The organism is Alphaproteobacteria bacterium PA2, from assembly GCA_002256425.1.
In the GTDB taxonomy this organism is placed as follows: Bacteria; Pseudomonadota; Alphaproteobacteria; order Caulobacterales; family Caulobacteraceae; genus Phenylobacterium.
Window position 1 is genome coordinate 2,382,733 of the sequence record NKIZ01000001.1, and the last position, 18,619, is coordinate 2,401,351.

General features: G+C 63.7%; 19 protein-coding genes and 1 tRNA gene. 9 read left to right on the forward strand and 11 right to left on the reverse strand.

Annotation, left to right across the window (positions count from 1 at the left end):
- Window positions 1–81: 81 nt before the first annotated feature.
- The 3 genes from CFE28_11430 to CFE28_11440 all read right to left on the reverse strand — a co-directional run bounded on the left by CFE28_11430 (window position 82) and on the right by CFE28_11440 (window position 2,937).
- Window positions 82–645 (reverse strand): pole-organizing protein PopZ, encoded by a 564-nt coding sequence (locus CFE28_11430; protein OYU70545.1) that lies wholly within the window; start codon window positions 643–645, stop codon window positions 82–84.
- Between the two features lie 141 nt (window positions 646–786).
- Window positions 787–2,241: a hypothetical protein gene (locus CFE28_11435; GenBank protein OYU70546.1), complete on the reverse strand. Its 1,455-nt coding sequence runs from the start codon at window positions 2,239–2,241 to the stop codon at window positions 787–789.
- A 123-nt stretch (window positions 2,242–2,364) separates the two neighbouring features.
- Entirely contained in the window at window positions 2,365–2,937 is a 573-nt protein-coding gene (locus CFE28_11440; GenBank protein OYU70547.1) for a protein-L-isoaspartate O-methyltransferase, read from the reverse strand.
- Between the two features lie 135 nt (window positions 2,938–3,072).
- Here CFE28_11440 and CFE28_11445 point away from each other — a divergent pair.
- The 4 genes from CFE28_11445 (at window position 3,073) to CFE28_11460 (ending at window position 5,272) form a co-directional block, all read left to right on the forward strand.
- Window positions 3,073–3,146 (forward strand) — tRNA-Cys (locus CFE28_11445).
- 33 nt (window positions 3,147–3,179) lie between these two features.
- On the forward strand, window positions 3,180–3,398 hold the full coding sequence (locus CFE28_11450; protein ID OYU70548.1) for a hypothetical protein: 219 nt from the start codon (window positions 3,180–3,182) through the stop codon (window positions 3,396–3,398).
- Window positions 3,395–3,604, forward strand: coding sequence for a hypothetical protein (locus CFE28_11455; GenBank protein ID OYU70549.1), 210 nt, complete (start codon window positions 3,395–3,397; stop codon window positions 3,602–3,604). The genes CFE28_11450 and CFE28_11455 overlap by 4 nt, the downstream gene beginning before the upstream one ends.
- Window positions 3,605–5,272: an amidohydrolase gene (locus tag CFE28_11460; GenBank protein OYU70550.1), complete on the forward strand. Its 1,668-nt coding sequence runs from the start codon at window positions 3,605–3,607 to the stop codon at window positions 5,270–5,272.
- Window positions 5,273–5,279: 7 nt separating this feature from the next.
- On the opposite strand, the gene CFE28_11465 is transcribed toward CFE28_11460, so the two are convergent.
- Entirely contained in the window at window positions 5,280–5,783 is a 504-nt protein-coding gene (locus CFE28_11465; protein OYU70551.1) for a hypothetical protein, read from the reverse strand.
- 123 nt (window positions 5,784–5,906) lie between these two features.
- Here CFE28_11465 and CFE28_11470 point away from each other — a divergent pair, with 123 nt between their 5' ends.
- A complete protein-coding gene (locus tag CFE28_11470; GenBank protein OYU70552.1) occupies window positions 5,907–7,037 on the forward strand; it encodes a dolichol monophosphate mannose synthase in 1,131 nt (376 codons plus the stop codon).
- Complete coding sequence (locus CFE28_11475; GenBank protein ID OYU70553.1) at window positions 6,959–8,521, forward strand: glycosyl transferase family 39; 1,563 nt, start codon at window positions 6,959–6,961, stop codon at window positions 8,519–8,521. Before CFE28_11470 ends, CFE28_11475 begins: the two co-directional genes overlap by 79 nt.
- Window positions 8,522–8,557: 36 nt before the next feature.
- Here the strand turns inward: CFE28_11475 and CFE28_11480 are convergent, their stop codons facing one another.
- Window positions 8,558–8,851, reverse strand: coding sequence for a hypothetical protein (locus CFE28_11480; GenBank protein OYU70554.1), 294 nt, complete (start codon window positions 8,849–8,851; stop codon window positions 8,558–8,560).
- A 113-nt stretch (window positions 8,852–8,964) separates the two neighbouring features.
- Here CFE28_11480 and CFE28_11485 point away from each other — a divergent pair, with 113 nt between their 5' ends.
- Entirely contained in the window at window positions 8,965–10,200 is a 1,236-nt protein-coding gene (locus CFE28_11485) for a hypothetical protein (GenBank protein ID OYU70555.1), read from the forward strand.
- 18 nt (window positions 10,201–10,218) lie between these two features.
- Here the strand turns inward: CFE28_11485 and CFE28_11490 are convergent, their stop codons facing one another.
- Both CFE28_11490 and CFE28_11495 read right to left on the reverse strand, forming a co-directional pair.
- Window positions 10,219–10,617, reverse strand: a complete 399-nt coding sequence (locus CFE28_11490; GenBank protein ID OYU70556.1) for a cytochrome C — start codon at window positions 10,615–10,617, stop codon at window positions 10,219–10,221.
- 10 nt (window positions 10,618–10,627) lie between these two features.
- Complete coding sequence (locus CFE28_11495) at window positions 10,628–12,220, reverse strand: monoamine oxidase (GenBank protein OYU70557.1); 1,593 nt, start codon at window positions 12,218–12,220, stop codon at window positions 10,628–10,630.
- A 221-nt stretch (window positions 12,221–12,441) separates the two neighbouring features.
- Here CFE28_11495 and CFE28_11500 point away from each other — a divergent pair, with 221 nt between their 5' ends.
- Complete coding sequence (locus CFE28_11500) at window positions 12,442–13,704, forward strand: sulfate permease (GenBank protein ID OYU71683.1); 1,263 nt, start codon at window positions 12,442–12,444, stop codon at window positions 13,702–13,704.
- A gap of 3 nt (window positions 13,705–13,707) precedes the next feature.
- Here CFE28_11500 and CFE28_11505 read toward each other — a convergent pair whose 3' ends face one another.
- The 4 genes from CFE28_11505 to CFE28_11520 all read right to left on the reverse strand — a co-directional run bounded on the left by CFE28_11505 (window position 13,708) and on the right by CFE28_11520 (window position 17,168).
- Entirely contained in the window at window positions 13,708–14,532 is an 825-nt protein-coding gene (locus CFE28_11505; protein ID OYU71684.1) for an enoyl-CoA hydratase, read from the reverse strand.
- Between the two features lie 64 nt (window positions 14,533–14,596).
- A complete protein-coding gene (gene kynU / locus CFE28_11510) occupies window positions 14,597–15,832 on the reverse strand; it encodes a kynureninase (protein OYU70558.1) in 1,236 nt (411 codons plus the stop codon).
- Complete coding sequence (locus CFE28_11515; GenBank protein ID OYU70559.1) at window positions 15,829–16,185, reverse strand: protein kinase; 357 nt, start codon at window positions 16,183–16,185, stop codon at window positions 15,829–15,831. The genes kynU and CFE28_11515 overlap by 4 nt, the downstream gene beginning before the upstream one ends.
- A complete protein-coding gene (locus CFE28_11520) occupies window positions 16,182–17,168 on the reverse strand; it encodes a phosphotransferase family protein (protein OYU70560.1) in 987 nt (328 codons plus the stop codon). The genes CFE28_11515 and CFE28_11520 overlap by 4 nt, the downstream gene beginning before the upstream one ends.
- Window positions 17,169–17,284: 116 nt before the next feature.
- Here CFE28_11520 and CFE28_11525 point away from each other — a divergent pair, with 116 nt between their 5' ends.
- Window positions 17,285–18,619, forward strand: a complete 1,335-nt coding sequence (locus CFE28_11525; GenBank protein OYU70561.1) for an acyl-CoA dehydrogenase — start codon at window positions 17,285–17,287, stop codon at window positions 18,617–18,619.

The window sequence follows — 18,619 nt, forward strand, 5'->3', positions numbered from 1 at the left end:
GAAAGGCGCGACAGAGCGGAATCAGGTGAGATCCCGCCCAATCCTGAAATCAGATCGCGAAATGGGCCGCCCGACGACGCCCTAGCCGCGGCTGCCGCGGGAAATACGCTCGACTTCGGCCTGGACGGTTTCCTGCACAATCCTGGGCAGATGGTCGTCAAGCCACTGCTTCAGCAAGGGCCTCAGCAGTTCGCGGGTTACGTCCTCAAGGGTGCGCCCGTCGCGAGGCATCAGAATTGAGGTCGAGAGGTGCTCGAACGCGGCCGCGGCTGCGCTGGCTGCGGGCGTACCTACCAGCCCAGGACCTGGGTCATAGGTGGGTTCCGGCAAGGGCGGCGGGACCGGCGCGGGGGTATAGACGTCCAGATCACCGACCGTATCGACCTTTTCGGTCAATTCCAGAACATCGTCCTCGTATGCCGGCTCAGGTTCGGGCGGCGGGGGTGGAGGCGGCGGCGGGGGCGGTGGGGGCGGAGGTTCGTCCTCAAGGACGATGGGCGAAGGCTCGGGCGCTGGCTCGGGCAGAGGTTCTTCATCGGCAAGTGGAAGCGCTTCGCCGGCTGGCGCCTCATCTTCGGAAATAATCCGTCGGATGGAGGCGAGGATTTCCTCCATTGTCGGTTCTTGGGATTGAGAGTCAGACATGGCGAACCGTCACTGAAGCGAAAGAGAATCCCTGCATTCGAGGCTGGGTATGCAGACGTGATCCTGCAATTTCCGGCGTAGGACGCAAGGACAGATTCGTGTGTGAGGCGAATCCGCGCACGGGAACCAATAGCGCCGGGGCTATTTCGGGGGCGTTCTTTCCGTCACGGCCGCCTTTTCCTTCGCCTTCGGCGTCAGGGCCGAATCGACGATTGCAATCGGCTCCTCCCAGGGCACCCAGCCCCAGGTCATCCGCAGCTTGTTGAAATTGGCCTTGGCGTCATAGCGGGACGTCGCCGGGATGAGGTCAGCCGTCAGGTGACCCATCTGGTTCAGGACGGTCGCGGCGGCGACGTAGGCGTCGCGATTGGCGTTGACCTGGGAAAGCTGTGCCTGACGCAGTTCCTGTTCGGCGTTCAGCACATCCAGCGTGGTGCGCAGACCAACCTGCTGCTCCTGACGCACACCTTCCGCGGCAAGCCTGGCTGACTTCACCTGCTGCTCGGTGGAAATGATGTTCGCCCGGGCCGCGATCAGTGAACTCCAGGCCTGGGTAAGGCTCTGAATGACCGACCGACGGGTAATCTCGACCGTAATCCTGTCGACATTGTTCCGCTCGACTGCGGCGCGGACCCTGGAATTGGTCAGCCCGCCGGCAAAAAGCGGAATGGTCACAACAGCTGCGCCGGTGACATTGCGCGTGTAGGTTTCAGTATGCAGGGGCTGGGCCACCCCGCTTTCGCCCAGGGTCGCCTGCAGGGACAGGGACGGAAGTCGTTCCGCCCGAGCGCCCGCCACCCGGGCGCGGCCGGCGTCTTCGGCGTACTGCGCGCCACGGATCTGGGGATTGTCCTTTTCAGCGACATCCATGGCGCCGTCGATCGTCTCAGGGATCAGGGGATCCAGGGATGGAGGTGTAGCCAGTTCACCGGGCGCCTGACCAACCACAGCGGCGAAATTCGCCCTGCTCACCGCCAGTTGTCCCTGAGCGGATTGGCGGAGGGCGACGGACGCCGCCAGTCGGGCCTCCGACTGGGCCACGTCGGTGCGGGTGATTTCACCCACTTCGAAACGCGCCTTTGATTCTTCCAGCTGCCTTTGCAGGACCGCAACATTCTCGTTCTGGATCCGCAGGGATTCCTGATCCCGTCGGACATCCATATAGGCCTGGATCACCGCGCCCAGGACCTGAGCCTCGACCCGACGAAGGGCTTCACGACCTGAGAGGATGTCCCCCCGGGCCGCAGCAACCGCCGCACCAACCCGGCCGCCGGTGTAGATGGGCTGATTGAGGGAAAGGACGGCGCGACCCGAGTTTGACTCGATATTGCCGACCAGGGCCGGAATCCGGGTCTCGCTGTAACTGGCTGTGACCTGCCCGCTTGCGCTGGGCCGAAAACCGCTCCGGGCCTGAACCCAGTTTTCGTCAAGCGCCCTCAGGCTCGCCCTTTGCGCCTGGATCGTCGGATTGGACGCATAGGCCAGCGCTATGGCGTCGGCCAGGGTGTCGGCATGGGCCGACAAAGGCGCCAGACCCAACATCAGGGCGGCGGCGGAAACCGCGGCGATGGGAGCACCACGTGTTCGTCTAGACATACAGTATCCCCGACCAAAGCGAGAAAAAGCTTGGCCTCTTATGACCGTCGAATTGCCCGGCGACTAGAGGTCGTCACCTTAAGCTTTTTTCACACGCGATGGAGATTAAGATTTCAGCGCCGACTAAAACGCAAAGCCTGCAGAAATCTCATGGCCTGCGAGAACCGGCGGCGTGGCGTCAAAAAGCACCCGGCGGCCAACGCCGTCAGCATTCCTGACATAGAGGCAGGCCTTGCCGACGGGACCGTCGCGCTCGACCAGAGCCATTCGTCCACCCAGGGCCAGGGCCTTGATCCAGGCCTCTGACGCCTTGCCAACCGCGCCTTCGACCACAATCAGATCAAAACCACCTGCCGGGACGGCATTCAGGTCGTCCCCATCGTGGCGGACAACATCAACCCCCATGTGGGACAGGACTGCGGCTGCATAAGGCGCTGCAATCGCCAGCGCCTTCTCACCCTCGACCGGCTTGACGGCCTGGAGGAGTTTGGCGACATCGCGCGGCTTGAGAAGGGCGCGACCGGGGGAATACTCCAGCGGAGCGTCAGTATAGGCGAGATAGGCCTTGCCCTTCGGGGCGAAGTCTTCCCTTGGCAGGGCCAGCATGGCGTCCTGAATTCGCAAATCGGTGACGTCTGCGGTGCGAACCTGGCTGTCGACCATGTTTGCCCGGGCTGCGGCGAGATCAGTCATGATTCTGGAAAATCCCTCGGCGACTCCCGGCGCTTATAGGTCTGTCCCCCACAAGAAGGCAATGCAAAGGCGCGAAGGTGATTGCCGTGTCGTATTGCTTCTGTTAGCCATCCCGCCCTCCCGGCTATGTCGGAACTTGGCCTGATGGCGGAGTGGTTACGCAGCGGATTGCAAATCCGTGCACCCCGGTTCGATTCCGGGTCAGGCCTCCACAAATTCCAGAGCGGGAAAGCCCGCCGATCAGGGTGGACAAGGCCATGGCGCTTTCTCTCCAACGTCGGTTCACAACGCCGGAACCAGACGAGACCCTGGAATCCCTGGCCGCCCGCGCCCTCCCCGACCTGCCGCTTGAGACCGCCATGGAGCAGATCCGCGGCTGGAACCTGCACATTTTCCTGATGCGTCGCCCGAGGGGGCTGCTGCTCGGCGGCGACGTGGTCTTCATCGAGCCACCCCAGGCATGAGCCTGGCCACAGTCCTGGCGGCCGACATCGCCGCGGGCCATGATGGCGAAGCTGACCTTGTCATTACCGTCCGATACGAGAATGGTGTCGTAGGGTCCGTTACCCTTGACGCCGACTCCGCGTTTGAAATCATGCAATCCTGTGGCGCCGCCAGCTCCGCAGACCTCGTTGGCCGACCCTGGCGCGACATCATGAAGGGGGTTTGAATGTTCGACATCCTGATCAAGAACGGCATGATCGTTGATGGAACCGGCTCGGATGCCTTTTTCAGCGATATCGGCGTCAGGGACGGCAGGATCGCCGCCATCGGACCAGACCTGAAGGATGGCGGAAAACAGGTCATCGATGTCGCCGGAATGGTGGTGTCCCCCGGCTTCATCGATCCCCATACCCATTTCGACGTCCAGCTTCTTTGGGACGGCGCGGCGAAACCCGCCCTTGAGCACGGGGTGACCTCCATCATTCCAGGAAACTGCTCCCTCTCCCTAGCCCCCATCAAGGTTCAGGACCGCAAGGCCGTGGTGGGCATGTTCCAGCAGATCGAGGAAATGCCCCCGGAGGCCTTCACCCAGGCGTTCGACTGGACCTGGGAGGATTTCGCTGGTTACCGGAAGGCCATCGAGGCCTCGCTTTCCGTGAATGTGGCCCCCCTGGTGGGCCATAGCGTCATCCGTCTTTGGGTCATGGGCGCCGACGCCCAGCAGCGCGCCGCCCGGCCGGACGAGATTTCCGCCATGCAGGACCTCCTGCGGGAATGCCTGGAGGCCGGCGCTGTGGGCCTGTCCACCAGCTTTGTCGATGTGGATGAGAACGCCCGTCCCGTCCCCAGCCGCTTCGCCCAGTATCAGGAGCTGGACGCCCTTTGCGCCGTCCTCGGCGAATTTGGCCGCATGCTCCAGATCGTGCCTGAATTCTACGACACGGACATCACCATCGCCCGGATAGATCAGCTGGCCGAGCTGTCCCTGAAGCACAGGATCCCCACGACCCTGTCTCCGGTCTTCGACAACCGCCAGTCCCCGAACAATGTGCCCCGCACCCTGGCGCGGATCGAGGAACAGACGGCGCGGGGGGCCAGGGTCTGGCCGCAGATGCAGACCCGCCCCATCGACATCAGCTTTTCACTGCTTCGGCCCAGCCTGTTCTTTGCCCGCCTGCCCAGCTGGATCAAGGTCCTGCGGCTGCCGGTAGCAGACAGGATCGCAGCCCTGCGGGATCCCGCCACAGCCGACAAGCTGGTGGCCGATGTCGGAGAAGATGGCGGCGTGCGCCTGATGGGAAGGCTTGTGGTCCGTGGCGGCGGCGAAGCCCCGGAACATCTGGTGGGTCGCACCCTGGGAGATCTTGCTACCGAGCGCGGTGAGGTTCCCGCCCGGGCGCTCATCAACCTGTCCCTGGAGAACGACCTGGACATCGCCTTCCTGGCGGCCAATGGCGGTCATGACTCAACCGAGCGGATCGGGCCCATGCTGGCCAATCCCCTGGTGCATATCGGCGCCAGCGACGGCGGCGCCCACATCAACTCGTTCTCCACCTATGGGGACACCGGCTATCTGTTCAGCGAGTTTGTCCGGAATTCCGGAGCCATGACCCTGGAACAGGCGGTCCGCAAGATCACCCTGGATACGGCCGAGATCTGGGGTCTGAAGGACCGCGGCGTTCTGAAACCGGGCTATGCGGCGGATGTGGTGATATTCGACCCGATGATCATAGACCGGGGTGATGAGCGACCGGTCTTCGACATGCCGGGCGGCGGCATGCGCTATGTCCGCGACTCCGTCGGGGTCGATACGGTCCTGGTCAATGGCCAGGTCGCCTGGGCCAGGGGCGTCTATACCGACGCAGCACCCGGCCGGATCTGCGAACTGGCCTGAGCCCCGGCTATTCGGGGGTATTGCTGGTTCCCAGAGCCGCCTTGGCCTCGTCTGAACGCAGGGCGTCCGCGGGACAGGTGTCGCCCAGCCGCTTTGCGTCCGTGGTTGCCTTGCCCGACAGGGGCACACCGCCGATCTTGGTGGAAATGGACATGACCAGCTTGAAGGTTGTCGGCGAATAGGTCCCCTGGGCCGAGACATAGGCCACCTGCCCCTTCTTGGTGGCGCAACTGCCCTTCAGACGGATCTTGCCGTCGCCTGTGGCCCGGGTTGGATAGGTGCAGGCATAATGGCGGTTGCTGGGGCCGTTCAGGAACTTGGTGATTTCAGATCCCACCAGGCAGCGGTGCTCGATCTTCTTGGCTGAAAACAGCAGGGTGGCGATCTCGCCCACCTCCCAGTAGCCGGGCTTGGGCTTGCCATCCACAGACTCAGCGGCCATGGCCGGGGCTGCAAGGCAGGCGGAAACCACCGCCGTCAGAACAGCTGTGCGAACCATGCTCATCTTCATCAACTCCTGAACATCTCATCCTAAGAGATAGGCGTCCCGGGCCCACAGTGCAGCCATCTCGTGTCCAAGGTGTGGCGTCGAGTCGGTCGGCCTTGTAAACCGGGCTCATCAGGAGATTCCCCTTTGGCCAAGACCGCTCCGACCAAAACCGCAGCACCTTCCGAAAGGCTGGAGGTCACCGTTGTGGTGCCAACCTTCAATGAGCGGGCCAATGTCGCCAAGCTGGTCAGCAAGGTCGAAGCTGTTCTGGCCGGGAAACGCTGGCAGATCATTTTCGTCGATGACAACTCCCCGGATGGCACCGCCGCCGAGGTCAAGGCCATTGCCGCGGAAGATTCCCGGGTACAGTGCCTGCACCGCATGGGACGACGCGGGCTGGCGGGCGCGGTCATAGAAGGCATTCTGGCCAGCGCCGCCCCCTTTGTCGCCGTCATGGATGGCGACCTCCAGCACGACGAACGCCTGCTGCCGAAAATGCTCCAGGCCCTGCAGGCCGATGAGGCGGATCTGGTCGTGGGAAGCCGGTATGTGGGCGGGGAAGACGCCGACGCTTCGGCTCTTGGCGCCACCCGTGAGGCCGGCAGCCGGTTCGCCAACTGGCTGGGCCAGAAGGTTCTGCAGGTCCAGCTCAGCGACCCCATGAGCGGCTTTTTCATGATCCGGCGGGACAAGGTGGACCCGGTTGCGTCCAAGCTCGCCACGGACGGCTTCAAGATCCTGTTTGACATCGTGGCCTGCCAGCCGACGCCAATCCGCACCCTGGAACTGCCCTACACCTTCCGCGCCCGGGAGGCCGGCGACTCCAAGCTCGATAACGGCGTCGTGGTCCAGTATCTGGGCCTGCTGACCGCCAAGCTTACCCGTGACGCCGTATCACCCCGGTTCCTGATGTTCGCCATTGTCGGGGCCAGCGGCATAGTCGTGAACCTGGTTCTCCTGAGGGCCATGTTGAATGTCGGTTTCGACTCACAGGCCCTGTTTCCGTTCGCCCAGGCCTTTGCGGCCCTGGGCGCCATGACCTCGAACTATCTGATCAACAACTCCATCACCTACCGGGACCGTCGCAAGCAGGGGCTCGACCTGATTGTGGGATATGTGAAGTTCTGCCTGCTTTGCAGCGTGCCGCTCGCAGCTAACGTGGCGGTGGCTTCGGTCGTCTATCAACATGGTGCAGCATGGATCGCGGCCGGGATCGCCGGCGCCGTGGTCGCTGCGGCCTGGAACTATGTAACCACGTCCAAGGCGGTATGGTGACGGCTGAGACCACCCGGCTTCAGCACAGGCTGGGGCTGTTCGTACTGGCTGTGACGGCCCTGCGGCTTGTAGCGGCCGCCATCATCCCCCTGACCGAGGATGAGGCCTATTACCGACTCTGGGCCCAGAACCTGCACCTCGGCTATTACGACCACCCGCCCATGGTGGCCTGGTGGATCGCCCTGGGTCAGGCCCTGGTCGGCCCCACGCCCCTTGGAGTCCGGCTTCTGCCCGTCCTTGGCGCCGGGATTGCCTCCATACTTGTCGCCGCCATAGCCCGCGATCTGGGCGCCGCGCCCGGGACAGCCCTGCGCGCCAGCGTCTGGTACAACGCCACGACCACGATCGGCCTGGGGGGCATTCTCGCCACCCCAGACGCCTCGGCGACCCTCTTCTGGGTCGTGACCCTCTGGGCCCTCAGCCGGATCCATGCCGGACGAAGCCCGACCTGGTGGATCCTCGCTGGCCTCGCAGCCGGTCTGGCCTGCATCTCCAAATACTCCGCCCTCTTCCTGGGTCCGGGCGTCTTCCTCTGGCTGGTGTCAACCGCCGAGGGGCGAGGCATGCTGCGCACCCGATGGCCATGGATCGCCGCCCTGCTGGCGGGCTGCGTGTTCTCGACCAACCTCGCCTGGAACGCCCAGCATGACTGGCTGACCATGGACAAGCAGTTTGGCCGGGTCGCTCCGGGCGGGCTGAACCCCAAGCATCTGGGCGACCTGGTGCTGACCCAGTTCCTGCTGCTCAATCCCATGATCGCCATTCTGGCGGCGCGGAGCCTTCCCGCCGCCTGGAAGGACCGCTCGGGGCCCCTTGCCCTGCCGGTCCTGACCAGCCTGCCCTTCATCATCTACCTGATGACCCACGCCCTGCACGACCGGGTTCAGGCCCATTGGCCCGTGCCTCTTTTTGCGGGTCTGGTCATCGCCGCCGCCATTTTCGCGGACCGGGACTCACAGTCCGCCAGGGCAAGGCGCCTTCGGGGCCTGGCGATCGGCGCCGGGTATCTGCTCAGCCTTGGACTGATCGGTTTCATCGCCTTCGGATCCGCCCCGTCCCTCGGGCGCAAGGACCCCGTCCTGACCCTGCGGGACTGGACGCCCTTCGCCCGGGCTGTCGAGGCGCGCCGGGCGTCAGCAGGCGCGGCGTGGGTTGGAACCGTTGGCTATGGCACGGCAGCCCAGCTGGCCAATGCTGGCGCCATCACAGCACCCCTGCTCCAGGTCATCGAACGGGAGAGATATCTGGACCCAGGCCCCAGCCCTGACCAGAGCCGCCCCGGCCTCATTGTCGACCTGGACCGGCGGGTGGACGCCAAGGATCTCGTCACCTGCTTCGGCCGCGTGGAGGCCCTGGGTCAGATCGTCCGCGGACCTTCGGCGACCCACGGGATCAGGTATGACGTCTTCCTGGTTTCAGAGCCCAGGGTGGATCTGGCCGAACAGGGCTGCCCCAATGATCTGGGCAAGAAGCCGAAGAAGTAGCGCCAAGGGCCCTGGCCCTGTTCAGGCGCCCTCCAGCTAGAGTATGCGGAGCGTCGCGCCCTTCGAGCAGTTCACGCGTCCAAGCGGCACCCAACGGGATCCCTTACCCAGCCGATACTTGATCCTTACGGTTTCGGCCGGGGCAATGATCCACGGCGATGGCGCATCCGGCTCAACGTGCTCAGACCCGATCAACTCGCCTTCATCGTTGATGGCGGTGTCTTCGAAGATCAAGATATCGACAGGCGTCGCAGATACAAACCTGCAGATATTCGCCTTGTCTGCACCACTCGCAAGAGTCGCAATGGCAAGGGCCAGAAATGGCGACATGGATTTCCCCAGAGCAATTCAGCTGCGGCTCCAGATAGCAATCCAGCGTTATTTAATCTTTAAAATTGTGATGAAAGGGTCTGAAACAACCCTCCAATCCGGACGAATCACCCATGTTTCGCGCTTTTTGGCACAGAGAAGACGGCGTTTCCGCCCTTACCTTCGCCATTTCCGCCGCCGTCATGGTCGGCCTTGCCTTCGGGGCCATTTCCTTCGCCTCTGCAACTTCGGAGAAGTCCCGCATCCAGGATTCACTGGACGCCGCAGCCCTGGCTGGCGCGCAACTCTTCGTTGGAAACACCCCCACGGTGACCGCCATCGAGGACCGGGTGAAAGGCTATCTGAAGGCGGCGAATCCGACCCGCCCGGAATTGCTGGACACGAACATCACCGTGGATTCGACAGAGAAATCCGTCCTGCTGCGATACACCGGCGGCTCAAAGGGCGCCATTGCCACGCCCGTCTGGGACGGTGTGGTGAACCTGTCGGTTACATCCAAGGCCCGGCTTGGCGCGCCGACCCCCTATCCGGTCTGCATCCTGATTACAGAACCCTTCGACAACCACACCCTGCGGTCCGGCAAGAATGGGTTCATGGATCTCAACCACTGCCTGGTCCAGGTGAATACGGCCCACTGGGACGCCGTCGAAGCCGAGAAGGACGGGTCGTATATCCACATCAATGACGGCCAGAACTGCTATGTGGGGGACATCCATTTCGGGGATGTCCAGCCGGCTAAAATGCCGACCTGCCAGCTGTTCCCCGACCCCTTCAAGAACCTGACCATTCCGGCCCACAGCTGCAATCACACCAACAAGGTGGTCACGTCGTCAGCGACACTATCCCCTGGCGGCTATTGTGGCGGCCTGACCATCAATGCCGACACGACCTTCCAGCCCGGCGTCTACTACATCAAGGACGGCCCCCTGCAGATCAGCGGAGGCTCGACAGATGTCACAGCAAACGGCGTGACCTTCGTCCTTGAAGGGCATAACGCGGGACTGAAGATAAACAGCGCCGGAAGTGTTGTCGTGACCCCGGCCGCAGGCGCAGGCGACCTGGACGGTTTCGCCTTCTACCAGGACCCCGGCCCCACAACGAGCCCTATCGCCACCAGCTATGTGAAGTCGGCCAACCTGACGGTCAAAGGAGCGCTCTACTTTTCGCCATCCCTCTTCGTGATGAGTTCAGGCGCCAATATCACCGTCAACGAAGGTTCAATGGTGACGGGATATCTTCTCGCCCAGGGCGGAAAGCTGGTCTTCAATGGCAAGGGTGACGCTGTCACCGCCGCCCAGATCGCCCTGCAGAAGGACATCGAGAACATGGCGCCGGTCATCGTCCGCTAGTCCCGACGTCCTGCCTGGTCAGTGCGCCAGAAGCGACGCCTTGGCGTTTTCGCGACGACCACCATGCAGGGCCGTGACATCGGCAGGCTGGATTGGCGAGGCCTTGTTCCCCCAGGCGCTGCGCACATAGGTCAGGACGGTCGCGATCTCCAGATCGGTGAGTTCGGTCTGGAAGGACGGCATGCCGCCCCGTCCCTTGAGGACCCGGGTAATCGGCACCTTGGGGTCCCCCTGGGCGACCTTGCTGCCCTTCAGGGACGGAAATGAGCCGGGAACGCCCAGGCCACTGGCCTGATGGCACGCCGCGCAGTTATCCATGAACAGGGACTGACCCCCGGCTGCGAAGGCGGCGACCGGAGTCGCCGCCAGTACAAATCCAAACGTCCCAACTGCGAGACGTGAAACAACAGACACCATGTCCCTCCCCTTAGGCCGCGTTGATCCGGGCGTGCAGCTTGCCGATCTGCTGCCACGCGCTTTCGATGCCGCCGGCCTGCCAGCCGGTGATGTAGCTGAGGTGCTCCCCGGCCAGGTAAAGCCGGCCGTCGGGTTCGCACAGGATGGGATAGGCGGTCTCGCGACCCTCGTCGTCCCATTGGGCCCAACCGCCCAGATTGTGTTCGATCCGGTGCCAGGAGGCTGAGAAGTGCTTGTCGATGTTCGAAGAGAAGCCCTCGAACACCCGATCGCCGGCGCGGCCTGACAGCTTGGCCCGCTCGGCAGGTGAAAGGGCGCTGACCTTCGCCGCCTGGGCGCCGAAATTATAATAGCCCAGCAGCGTCCCCTTCTTGCCCTGCCAGCCATAGGACGGCAGGGACATGGTCTGGATTTCGGGGTCATCATAATAGATGTGACCCCCATAGATCTGGTGATCCTCTTCCCAGAAGCGGCGCTTCATCTGCAGGCCGATCTTGCCCACCAGGGCGTAGGACACGGCGCCGATCGCTTCCTTGAACTTCTTGGAAACCTGGAAGTCCATCTGACGCAGGACCGAAAGGGGGATGGTGCAGATGCAGTAGTCGGCCTTGATCACCCCCGGCTTGCCGTCGGCGTCCTCGTAGGCGATCTCGACGCCCTTGGCGTTCTGCCTGAAGGATTTGACCTTGGTTGAGTACTTGATCAGGTGGCCAACTGCGCCCTCAAACCCCTTGGCCACGCGATCCATTCCGCCAACCGGCTGGAACATGGTGCGTTGCTGCTCATAGCCCGTCACCGACCCCAGGGTCTTCCAGGCGCCGCCCGCCAGGACATCGCTGAAGCTGTTGGGGGTGGTAAGCTTGCCGGGCCCGGGATCAACCCCGGCTCCGGGGTGAATGTCATAACCGCGCCCCTCGGCGCCCTTGTAGGCCAGATCATTGGTCAGATAGCCCTCACGGACCAGGTAGGCGATCAGGTTTTCCCGGTCATCGGCGGTCATCTGCTGGTCAAGGGCGCCCTGCTTGACCACCTTGGCCAGGATTTCGGCGGCGCCGCCCCGGACGTCAGCGGCCACGTGACCCTTGCGGATCGGCTTGCCGTTCAGGGGCCCCTTGCCCTTGCCGTACATCACATAGGAGTTGTCGTTGTCGTTGACGAAGATCTCCAGCGGGATGTTGAATTCCTTGGTGTAATGCAGGGTCGACTGGTGGTGATAGGGTATCCGCCAGGGGCCATGATTGATGTACTGGCCATCATCGAAGTCGCAGACCTGGGTCTCTCCGCCCAGTTCGGTCAGTTTGAAGCCGCTACGGGCTGTCTGGCAGCGGCCGCCAGCGAAGCTGCGGGCTTCCAGCACGGTGACGTCATAGCCAGCCTTGGAAAGCTCATAGGCGCTGGTCATGCCCGCGACACCGGCCCCCAGGACCACGATCTTCTTGCCATTGCCGCCGCTCAGCTTGGGCGGCGCCGCCTGCGCCGAAGCGATACCGAAGCCCATGGCGGTCATGCCCGCCAACAGGAGCGCAGAGCCCCCGACACTGCTCAGGCCCTCGAGGAAGGCCCTGCGGGAAAATCCGCCACCGCTTCTGAAATCCGACTGCATGTCACCACCATCAAACTGATAATGGAGTCCAAGAGGGGAAGGCTCGGACCTTAAGACAACGGTTCTCGCGACCCTTTTGCCTAAAAAGCACCCAGCCACCGATAGGCGCCCAATCCTTGTGCGTTGCAGCGTGCTTTTTGAGTGCACCTGCGAAGTCTGAGGGACCATCTCCGGGTATGTACCTGTTTGCAGCGCCCTGGCCGGAGGCCTAGGCTTTGCAGGTGAAACCCAAGCTTCTCACCACCCTCGCAGATTATTCGGGTCGCCTGTTCATGGCCGACCTGTTTGCTGGCGTCACGGTCGCCCTTGTGGCCATGCCGCTCAGCATCGCCATAGCCATCGCATCTGGTGCAACCCCGGCTGTGGGTCTGGTGACAGCAGTGATCGGCGGTTTCCTTGTTTCCGCCCTCGGCGGCAGCCGGGTCCAGATCGGCGGACCGACCGGCGCCTTCATCGTCGTGGTCTATGGGGTGATTGCTCAACATGGCTATTCAGGTCTGGTCCTGGCGACCGCCATGGCCGGGCTGATCCTGATCATCGGCGCTGTCTGCCGCGCCGGCAAACTGATGACCTACATCCCGGAGTCGGTAATCGAGGGCTTCACCGTTGGCATCGCCGTCATCATCGGGGTCAGCCAGTTGAAAGACCTGCTGGGCCAGACGGTCGCCAAACTGCCAGCCGAGTTCATCCCCAAGATCGAGGCGCTATGGGCTGCGAGGGATAGCTTCAACACCCAGGCACTGGGCATTGGTCTGGCGGCCATGGTGCTGATCGTCCTGTTCAGGCGGCTGGCCCCTCGCCTCCCGGGATTGATTGTCGCCGTGGCCATTACCTCGGCCCTCGTCACGGCCTTTCATCTACCTGTGGACACCATTGCCTCGCGCTATGGAGACCTGCCCAGAGGCCTGCCCATGCCCGGCATTCCGGCTTTCAACCTTGCAATGGTTCTGGACCTATTGCCTTCGGCCCTGGTTATCGCCTTCCTGGCGGGCATAGAGTCCCTGCTGTCGGCCATTGTCGCTGACCGGATGATCGGCGGCGCCCACCGCCCCAATGCCGAGCTCATGGCCCAGGGCGTCGCAAATTTCGCCTCGGCCATGTTCGGCGGACTGCCTGCGACCGGCGCTATCGCCCGAACGGCGACCAATGTCAGGGCGGGCGGCAAGTCCCCCATGGCGGGCGTTATCCATGCCCTGGTGATCCTGCTGGTCCTGTTGTTCGCAGCGCCCCTGGCGGGATATCTGGCCATGCCGGCCCTGGCGGGCCTGCTGCTGGTCACCGCCTGGAACATGAGCGAGCCGCATCGCTGGAAAGAACGCCTTGCCGCCAGCCTGCCCGATCAGGCGATCTTCTTCATCACCCTGGTTCTGACAGTCCTGGCCGACCTGACAGTCGCCATCGCGGTTGGAACCGGTCTTGGCCTTGCCCTACGCCTCGCCCGCAGGACCAGGGCGCCTGAGCCCTGGTCGCCACCGGAACACTAGGACCTAGCGCGCCTTGAACTCGGCAGGCCGCTTCTCGAGGAAGGAGGTCATGCCTTCCCGGAAATCGTGGGTGCGGATCAGCTGCAGGAACTGCAGATAGACATGGTGCACATGGTCATTGAAGGTCTCGTTCAGGCCCATCCGCATCAGCCGCTTGGCCGACTGGACAGCCAGGGGCGCGTTTGACGCCATTTCCAGGGCCAGGGCGCGGGCATAGGCGGGCAGCTCAGCGTCGGGGACCACGTGCGAGGCCAGACCCATGTCGACGCTTTCCTGGGCCGTCAGGGTACGGCCGGTGAAGATCAGCTCCGCCGCCTTGGACCAGCCCAGCAGGCGGGGCAGGATCCAGGTGCCGCCGGATTCCGGCACGACGCCGCGCTTGACGAAGGCCGCCGCCATCTTGGCGCTCTGGGCCATGACCCGGATGTCGCAGCCCAGGGCCGTATCGAGGCCATAGCCGGCGGCGGAACCGTTCAGGGCGCAGATGGTCGGCTTGTCCATTGCGAACAGGACGGTGGGCGGCGTATTGCGCAGGTCGAGATTGACCGAGACATTGTTGGGCTGGGAGCCGATCCCCGAGCCCTGGGTGGCGTCAACCAGGTCGAGCCCGGCGCAGAACGCCCGACCGGTGCCCGTCAGAATCACGACGCGGACCTCAGGGTCCTCATTGGCCTTGATCAGCAGCTGGGTGATCTGGGCCAGCATGGGGCCGGAAATGGTGTTCAGCCGCTCCGGACGGTTGAGGGTCAGGGTCGCAATGCCCTCGCTCACGTCATAGAGCACCTCATCGGTGGTTTCGGCGCGGACCTTGGTTGCAGAGTCGGTCATGGTTTCCATCCCTAGATTTTGCGGCAGCTAAGGACGGTACCCCGCCCCATGCAAGAATTTTCAGTCAGGTGACTGCCGAGACCTCGGCATAACGTGGATCACGCCATGCCTCGGTCTCCATGACCTGCCTCAGAATATCCACGGCGTCCCAGACATCGGCATAGCCCACATAGAGGGGCGTGAAGCCGAACCGCAGGATGTCGGGCGCCCGAAAGTCCCCGATCACGCCGCGATCGATCAGAGCCTGCATGATCGCATAGCCGGAGGGATGCCGAAGGGCGACCTGGCTGCCCCGCGAGGCGCCGTCAGTCGGACAGGCCGGGGTCAGGTCTTCGCCGCATCTCTCGGCCACAAGCCGCAGGAAGAGGTCACCAAGCGCCATGGACTTGGTCCGGACGGCAGCCATGTCGACGCCATCAAACGCGGAGAGCGCAGCTTCGAGCGCCGCCATGCCCAGCACCTGGGGGGTTCCACACAGCAGCTGCGCCATGCCCTTGCCCGGCCGATAGTCATCGTCAAAGGCGAAGGGCTGGGCATGGCCCATCCAGCCGGTCAGGGGCGAGCGGAAATCCTGCTGATGGCGCCGCGCCACATAGGCGAAGGCCGGGGCGCCCGGGCCGCCGCTCAGATACTTGTAGCCACATCCGACGGCCAGGTCGGCCTGCGCGCCGGTCAGATCCACAGGCAGTGCGCCGGCGGAATGGCTGAGGTCCCAGAGGGTCAGGGCGCCGACGGCGTGCGCCCTGGCGGTCAGGGCCGCCACGTCATGGACCTCACCGGTCTTGTAGTGGACCTGGGTCAGGAGCAGCAGGGCGACGGTCTCGTCCAGGGCCTCGGCCAGCTGGGCCCGGGGAACCACCCGGACTTCCACCCCCGGCTCAAGGTCAGAAAGACCCTGCAGGATATAGAGATCACTGGGAAAATTGCCGGGCTCGGTGAGGATGACCTTCCGCTCCGGCCTCAGGGCCAGGGCGCCGGCGGCCAGCTTGAACAGGTTCACCGAGGTGGAGTCGCAGGCGATCACCTCATCGGCCCCGGCGCCGATCAGGGGCGCGATCCGGGCGCCGACCCGGGCGGGGAGATCGATCCACCCCGCCGTATTCCAGCTGCGGATCAGGTCCCTGCCCCACTCCTCCGCGACCACCTGTGCGAGCCTGCCCGGAACCGCCTTTGGCAAGGCGCCCAGGGAATTGCCGTCCAGATAGATCACGCCCTGCGGGAGGTCGAACAGGTACCGTCGATCCCGCAGGGGGTCGGCAAGATCGAGGGCGACGCAGTCCTCGCGGGACACCCGGCTCAAGACCCTGTCGCCGAATAGTTCGGCTGGTCGATGGCGATCTGGTCGGCGATGTTGGCCTTCAGCGCCGCCAGAAGCCCCGGGGTCCCGGCATCCATCTCTCCGGCCCGCAGTTTCTCGCACAGGAGGGCGTTCAGGGCCTTCACATCGCCGGTCTCACCCAGCAGGGCCGACAGGCGCTCAATGGCCGCGGCGTCCGCCTGCGGGCCAAGCAGAAGCTCACGCTTGACCACCGACAGGACATTGGCCGCCACCCGCGCCAGGAAGGCGTCCCTTGGCGGCAGGCCCGGCCTTATGCTGTCGATCCATTTGGCGACGGCGTCGACCAGCTCGTCAGCTCTGGGGTTCTCGATCACAGGCCCGCCTCCAGAAGATTCACAAGGTCGATTTCGGTTTCCGACACCCGCCGGCCGATCATGGGCCGCTCCACCGAGGTCGTCGCGCCGGAGGCATAGCTGGAATACATCAGCAGGCACATGACGCCCCACTTCAGCGAACCCAGGGCCTGCCAGTAGCGCACCCGGCTGAGGGGAATTTCGACGCCACCAGCTTCTGCATAGCCGTCCAGCATGTCCTGATATTCCCCGAACCCGCCGACCGGTTTGGAGCTGACCCCGAAACGCCAGGAATTGACGCACAGCCAGGAGAGGTCCTCGGCCGGGTCGCCGAGGTGGGATAACTCCCAGTCGAGAACGGCGGCCACCCCATCAGTTTCGTTTATGATCAGGTTTCCGTTTCTGAAATCCCCATGGAGCAGGACTTCAGGCATGGGCGTCGGCGCATGCTTGCGCAGGTGCTGGAAGGCCAGTTCAAGGATCGGCCGCTCGGTCTGGAAACTGCGGTAGAGGGCCTCATACCGTTCCAGCTCGCCCAGGGCGTCCGCCGACTTCAGCGGAACCTCGGAGGTCGGGATGCTGTGGATCTGCGCCAGGATCCGGCCGCACTGACGGGCCAGTTTTGGCCGGACGGCCTCGAACCGGGGATCGGTGACAATCTTGCGGCCCAGGGTCTCTCCTGCGATGCGGGCCGTTATGTGGGCCTCGCCCAGGCCATCTTCCGGCTGACACAGCCGGATCAGAGGCGCGACCGGCGCGCCGGCCTTTTCCGCCGCAGTGATCAAGGCCGCCTCGGTCGCCAGGGAGGTCGATCGTGCGCTCTCCTCGTCAAAGGGCCCCGGCCGACGGCGCAGGATCATTTCCCGTCGCCCCTCGGCGCCGTCGACGACAAAGGCCCAGGTCTCCATACTGGCCCCCGCCGACAGCCTCTGGACTTCGGAAACCGTCTCGCCCCCAAGTTTGGGGGCCAGGGCCTGAAGGCCTTTTGCAATATCGACTTCCATGACGTTAGGGCGCCTCGCGTCTTCTGGTATCTGACGATCTGGAGGACAGAGCGCCGGCTTGTAAATCGTCAAAATGACCGGAGCCGTCTTTAGACGCATGACCGAAGGGAAACGCCATGAACTTCAATCTCGACCCTGAACTGATCGCCTATCTGGGTGAGCTGGACGCCTTCATCGAGGCCAAGATCAAGCCCCTGGAAAACCAGGACGACAACATCAAGTACTTCGACCACCGGCGGGAATATGAGCGGACCGACTGGGAAGCCGGCGGCCTGCCCAAGCACGAGTGGGAGGCCCTGCTGGGCCAGGCCCGCAAGCTGGCGGATGAAGCTGGTCACCTGCGCTTCGCCTGGCCCCCGGAAATGGGCGGCAAGGGCGGTTCGAACCTGGCCATGGCGGTGATCCGCGAACACCTGGCAGCCAAGGGTCTGGGCCTGCACAACGACCTGCAGAACGAGCATTCCATCGTCGGGAACAACCCCTTCATCCTCATGTTCAAGGAGTTCGCCACCAACGCCCAGTACGAGCGCGACGGCGACAAGCTGCTGAACGGCAAGATGCGCACGGCCTTTGGCCTGACCGAACCCAATCACGGTTCGGACGCCACCTTCATGGAGACCACGGCGGTCCGTCAGGATCGGGACGGCCAGCCCGGCTGGCTGATCAATGGCGAGAAGATGTGGACCACCGGCATGCATGTGGCCACCCACATGATGACCTTCGCCCGGACCAGCGGCAAGGACGGCGACGCCACCGGCATCACCTGCTTCATCATCCCCACCGACACCCCCGGGCTGAAGATCGAGGAGTATCTCTGGACCTTCAACATGCCCACCGACCACCCTCGGGTCAGCCTGACCGACGTCTGGATTCCGGAAGACAGCTATTGGGGCGCCATCGACCGCGGTCTGGGCCTTGGTCAGAGCTTTGTGCACCAGAACCGCATCCGCCAGGCGGCGTCATCCCTGGGCGCGGCGGTCTACTGCATCGAGGAGAGCGTGAAATACGCCCGCTCACGCAAGCCCTTCGGCAAGGCGCTTGCGGACAACCAGGCCATCCAATGGCCCCTGGTCGAGCTGTCCACCCAGGCCGAAATGCTGCGCCTGCTGATCCGCAAGACCGCCTGGGAAATGGACCACATGGAGCACAAGGAGATCGAACGTCAGATCTCTGACAAGGTCTCCATGTGTAACTACTGGGCCAACCGGCTGGTCTGCGAAGCTGCCGACCGGGCTATGCAGGTCCATGGCGGCATCGGCTATTCCCGGCACAAGCCCTTCGAGCACATCTATCGCCACCACCGCCGCTACCGGATCACCGAGGGCTCGGAAGAGATCCAGATGCGCAAGGTCGCAGCCTTCCTGTTTGGCTTCATGGGACCGCGCAAGAAGCTGTTCGCCGAAAGCGACGCGAAGAACGAATACGTCCAGCCGATCCCGGCCAGGCACTGA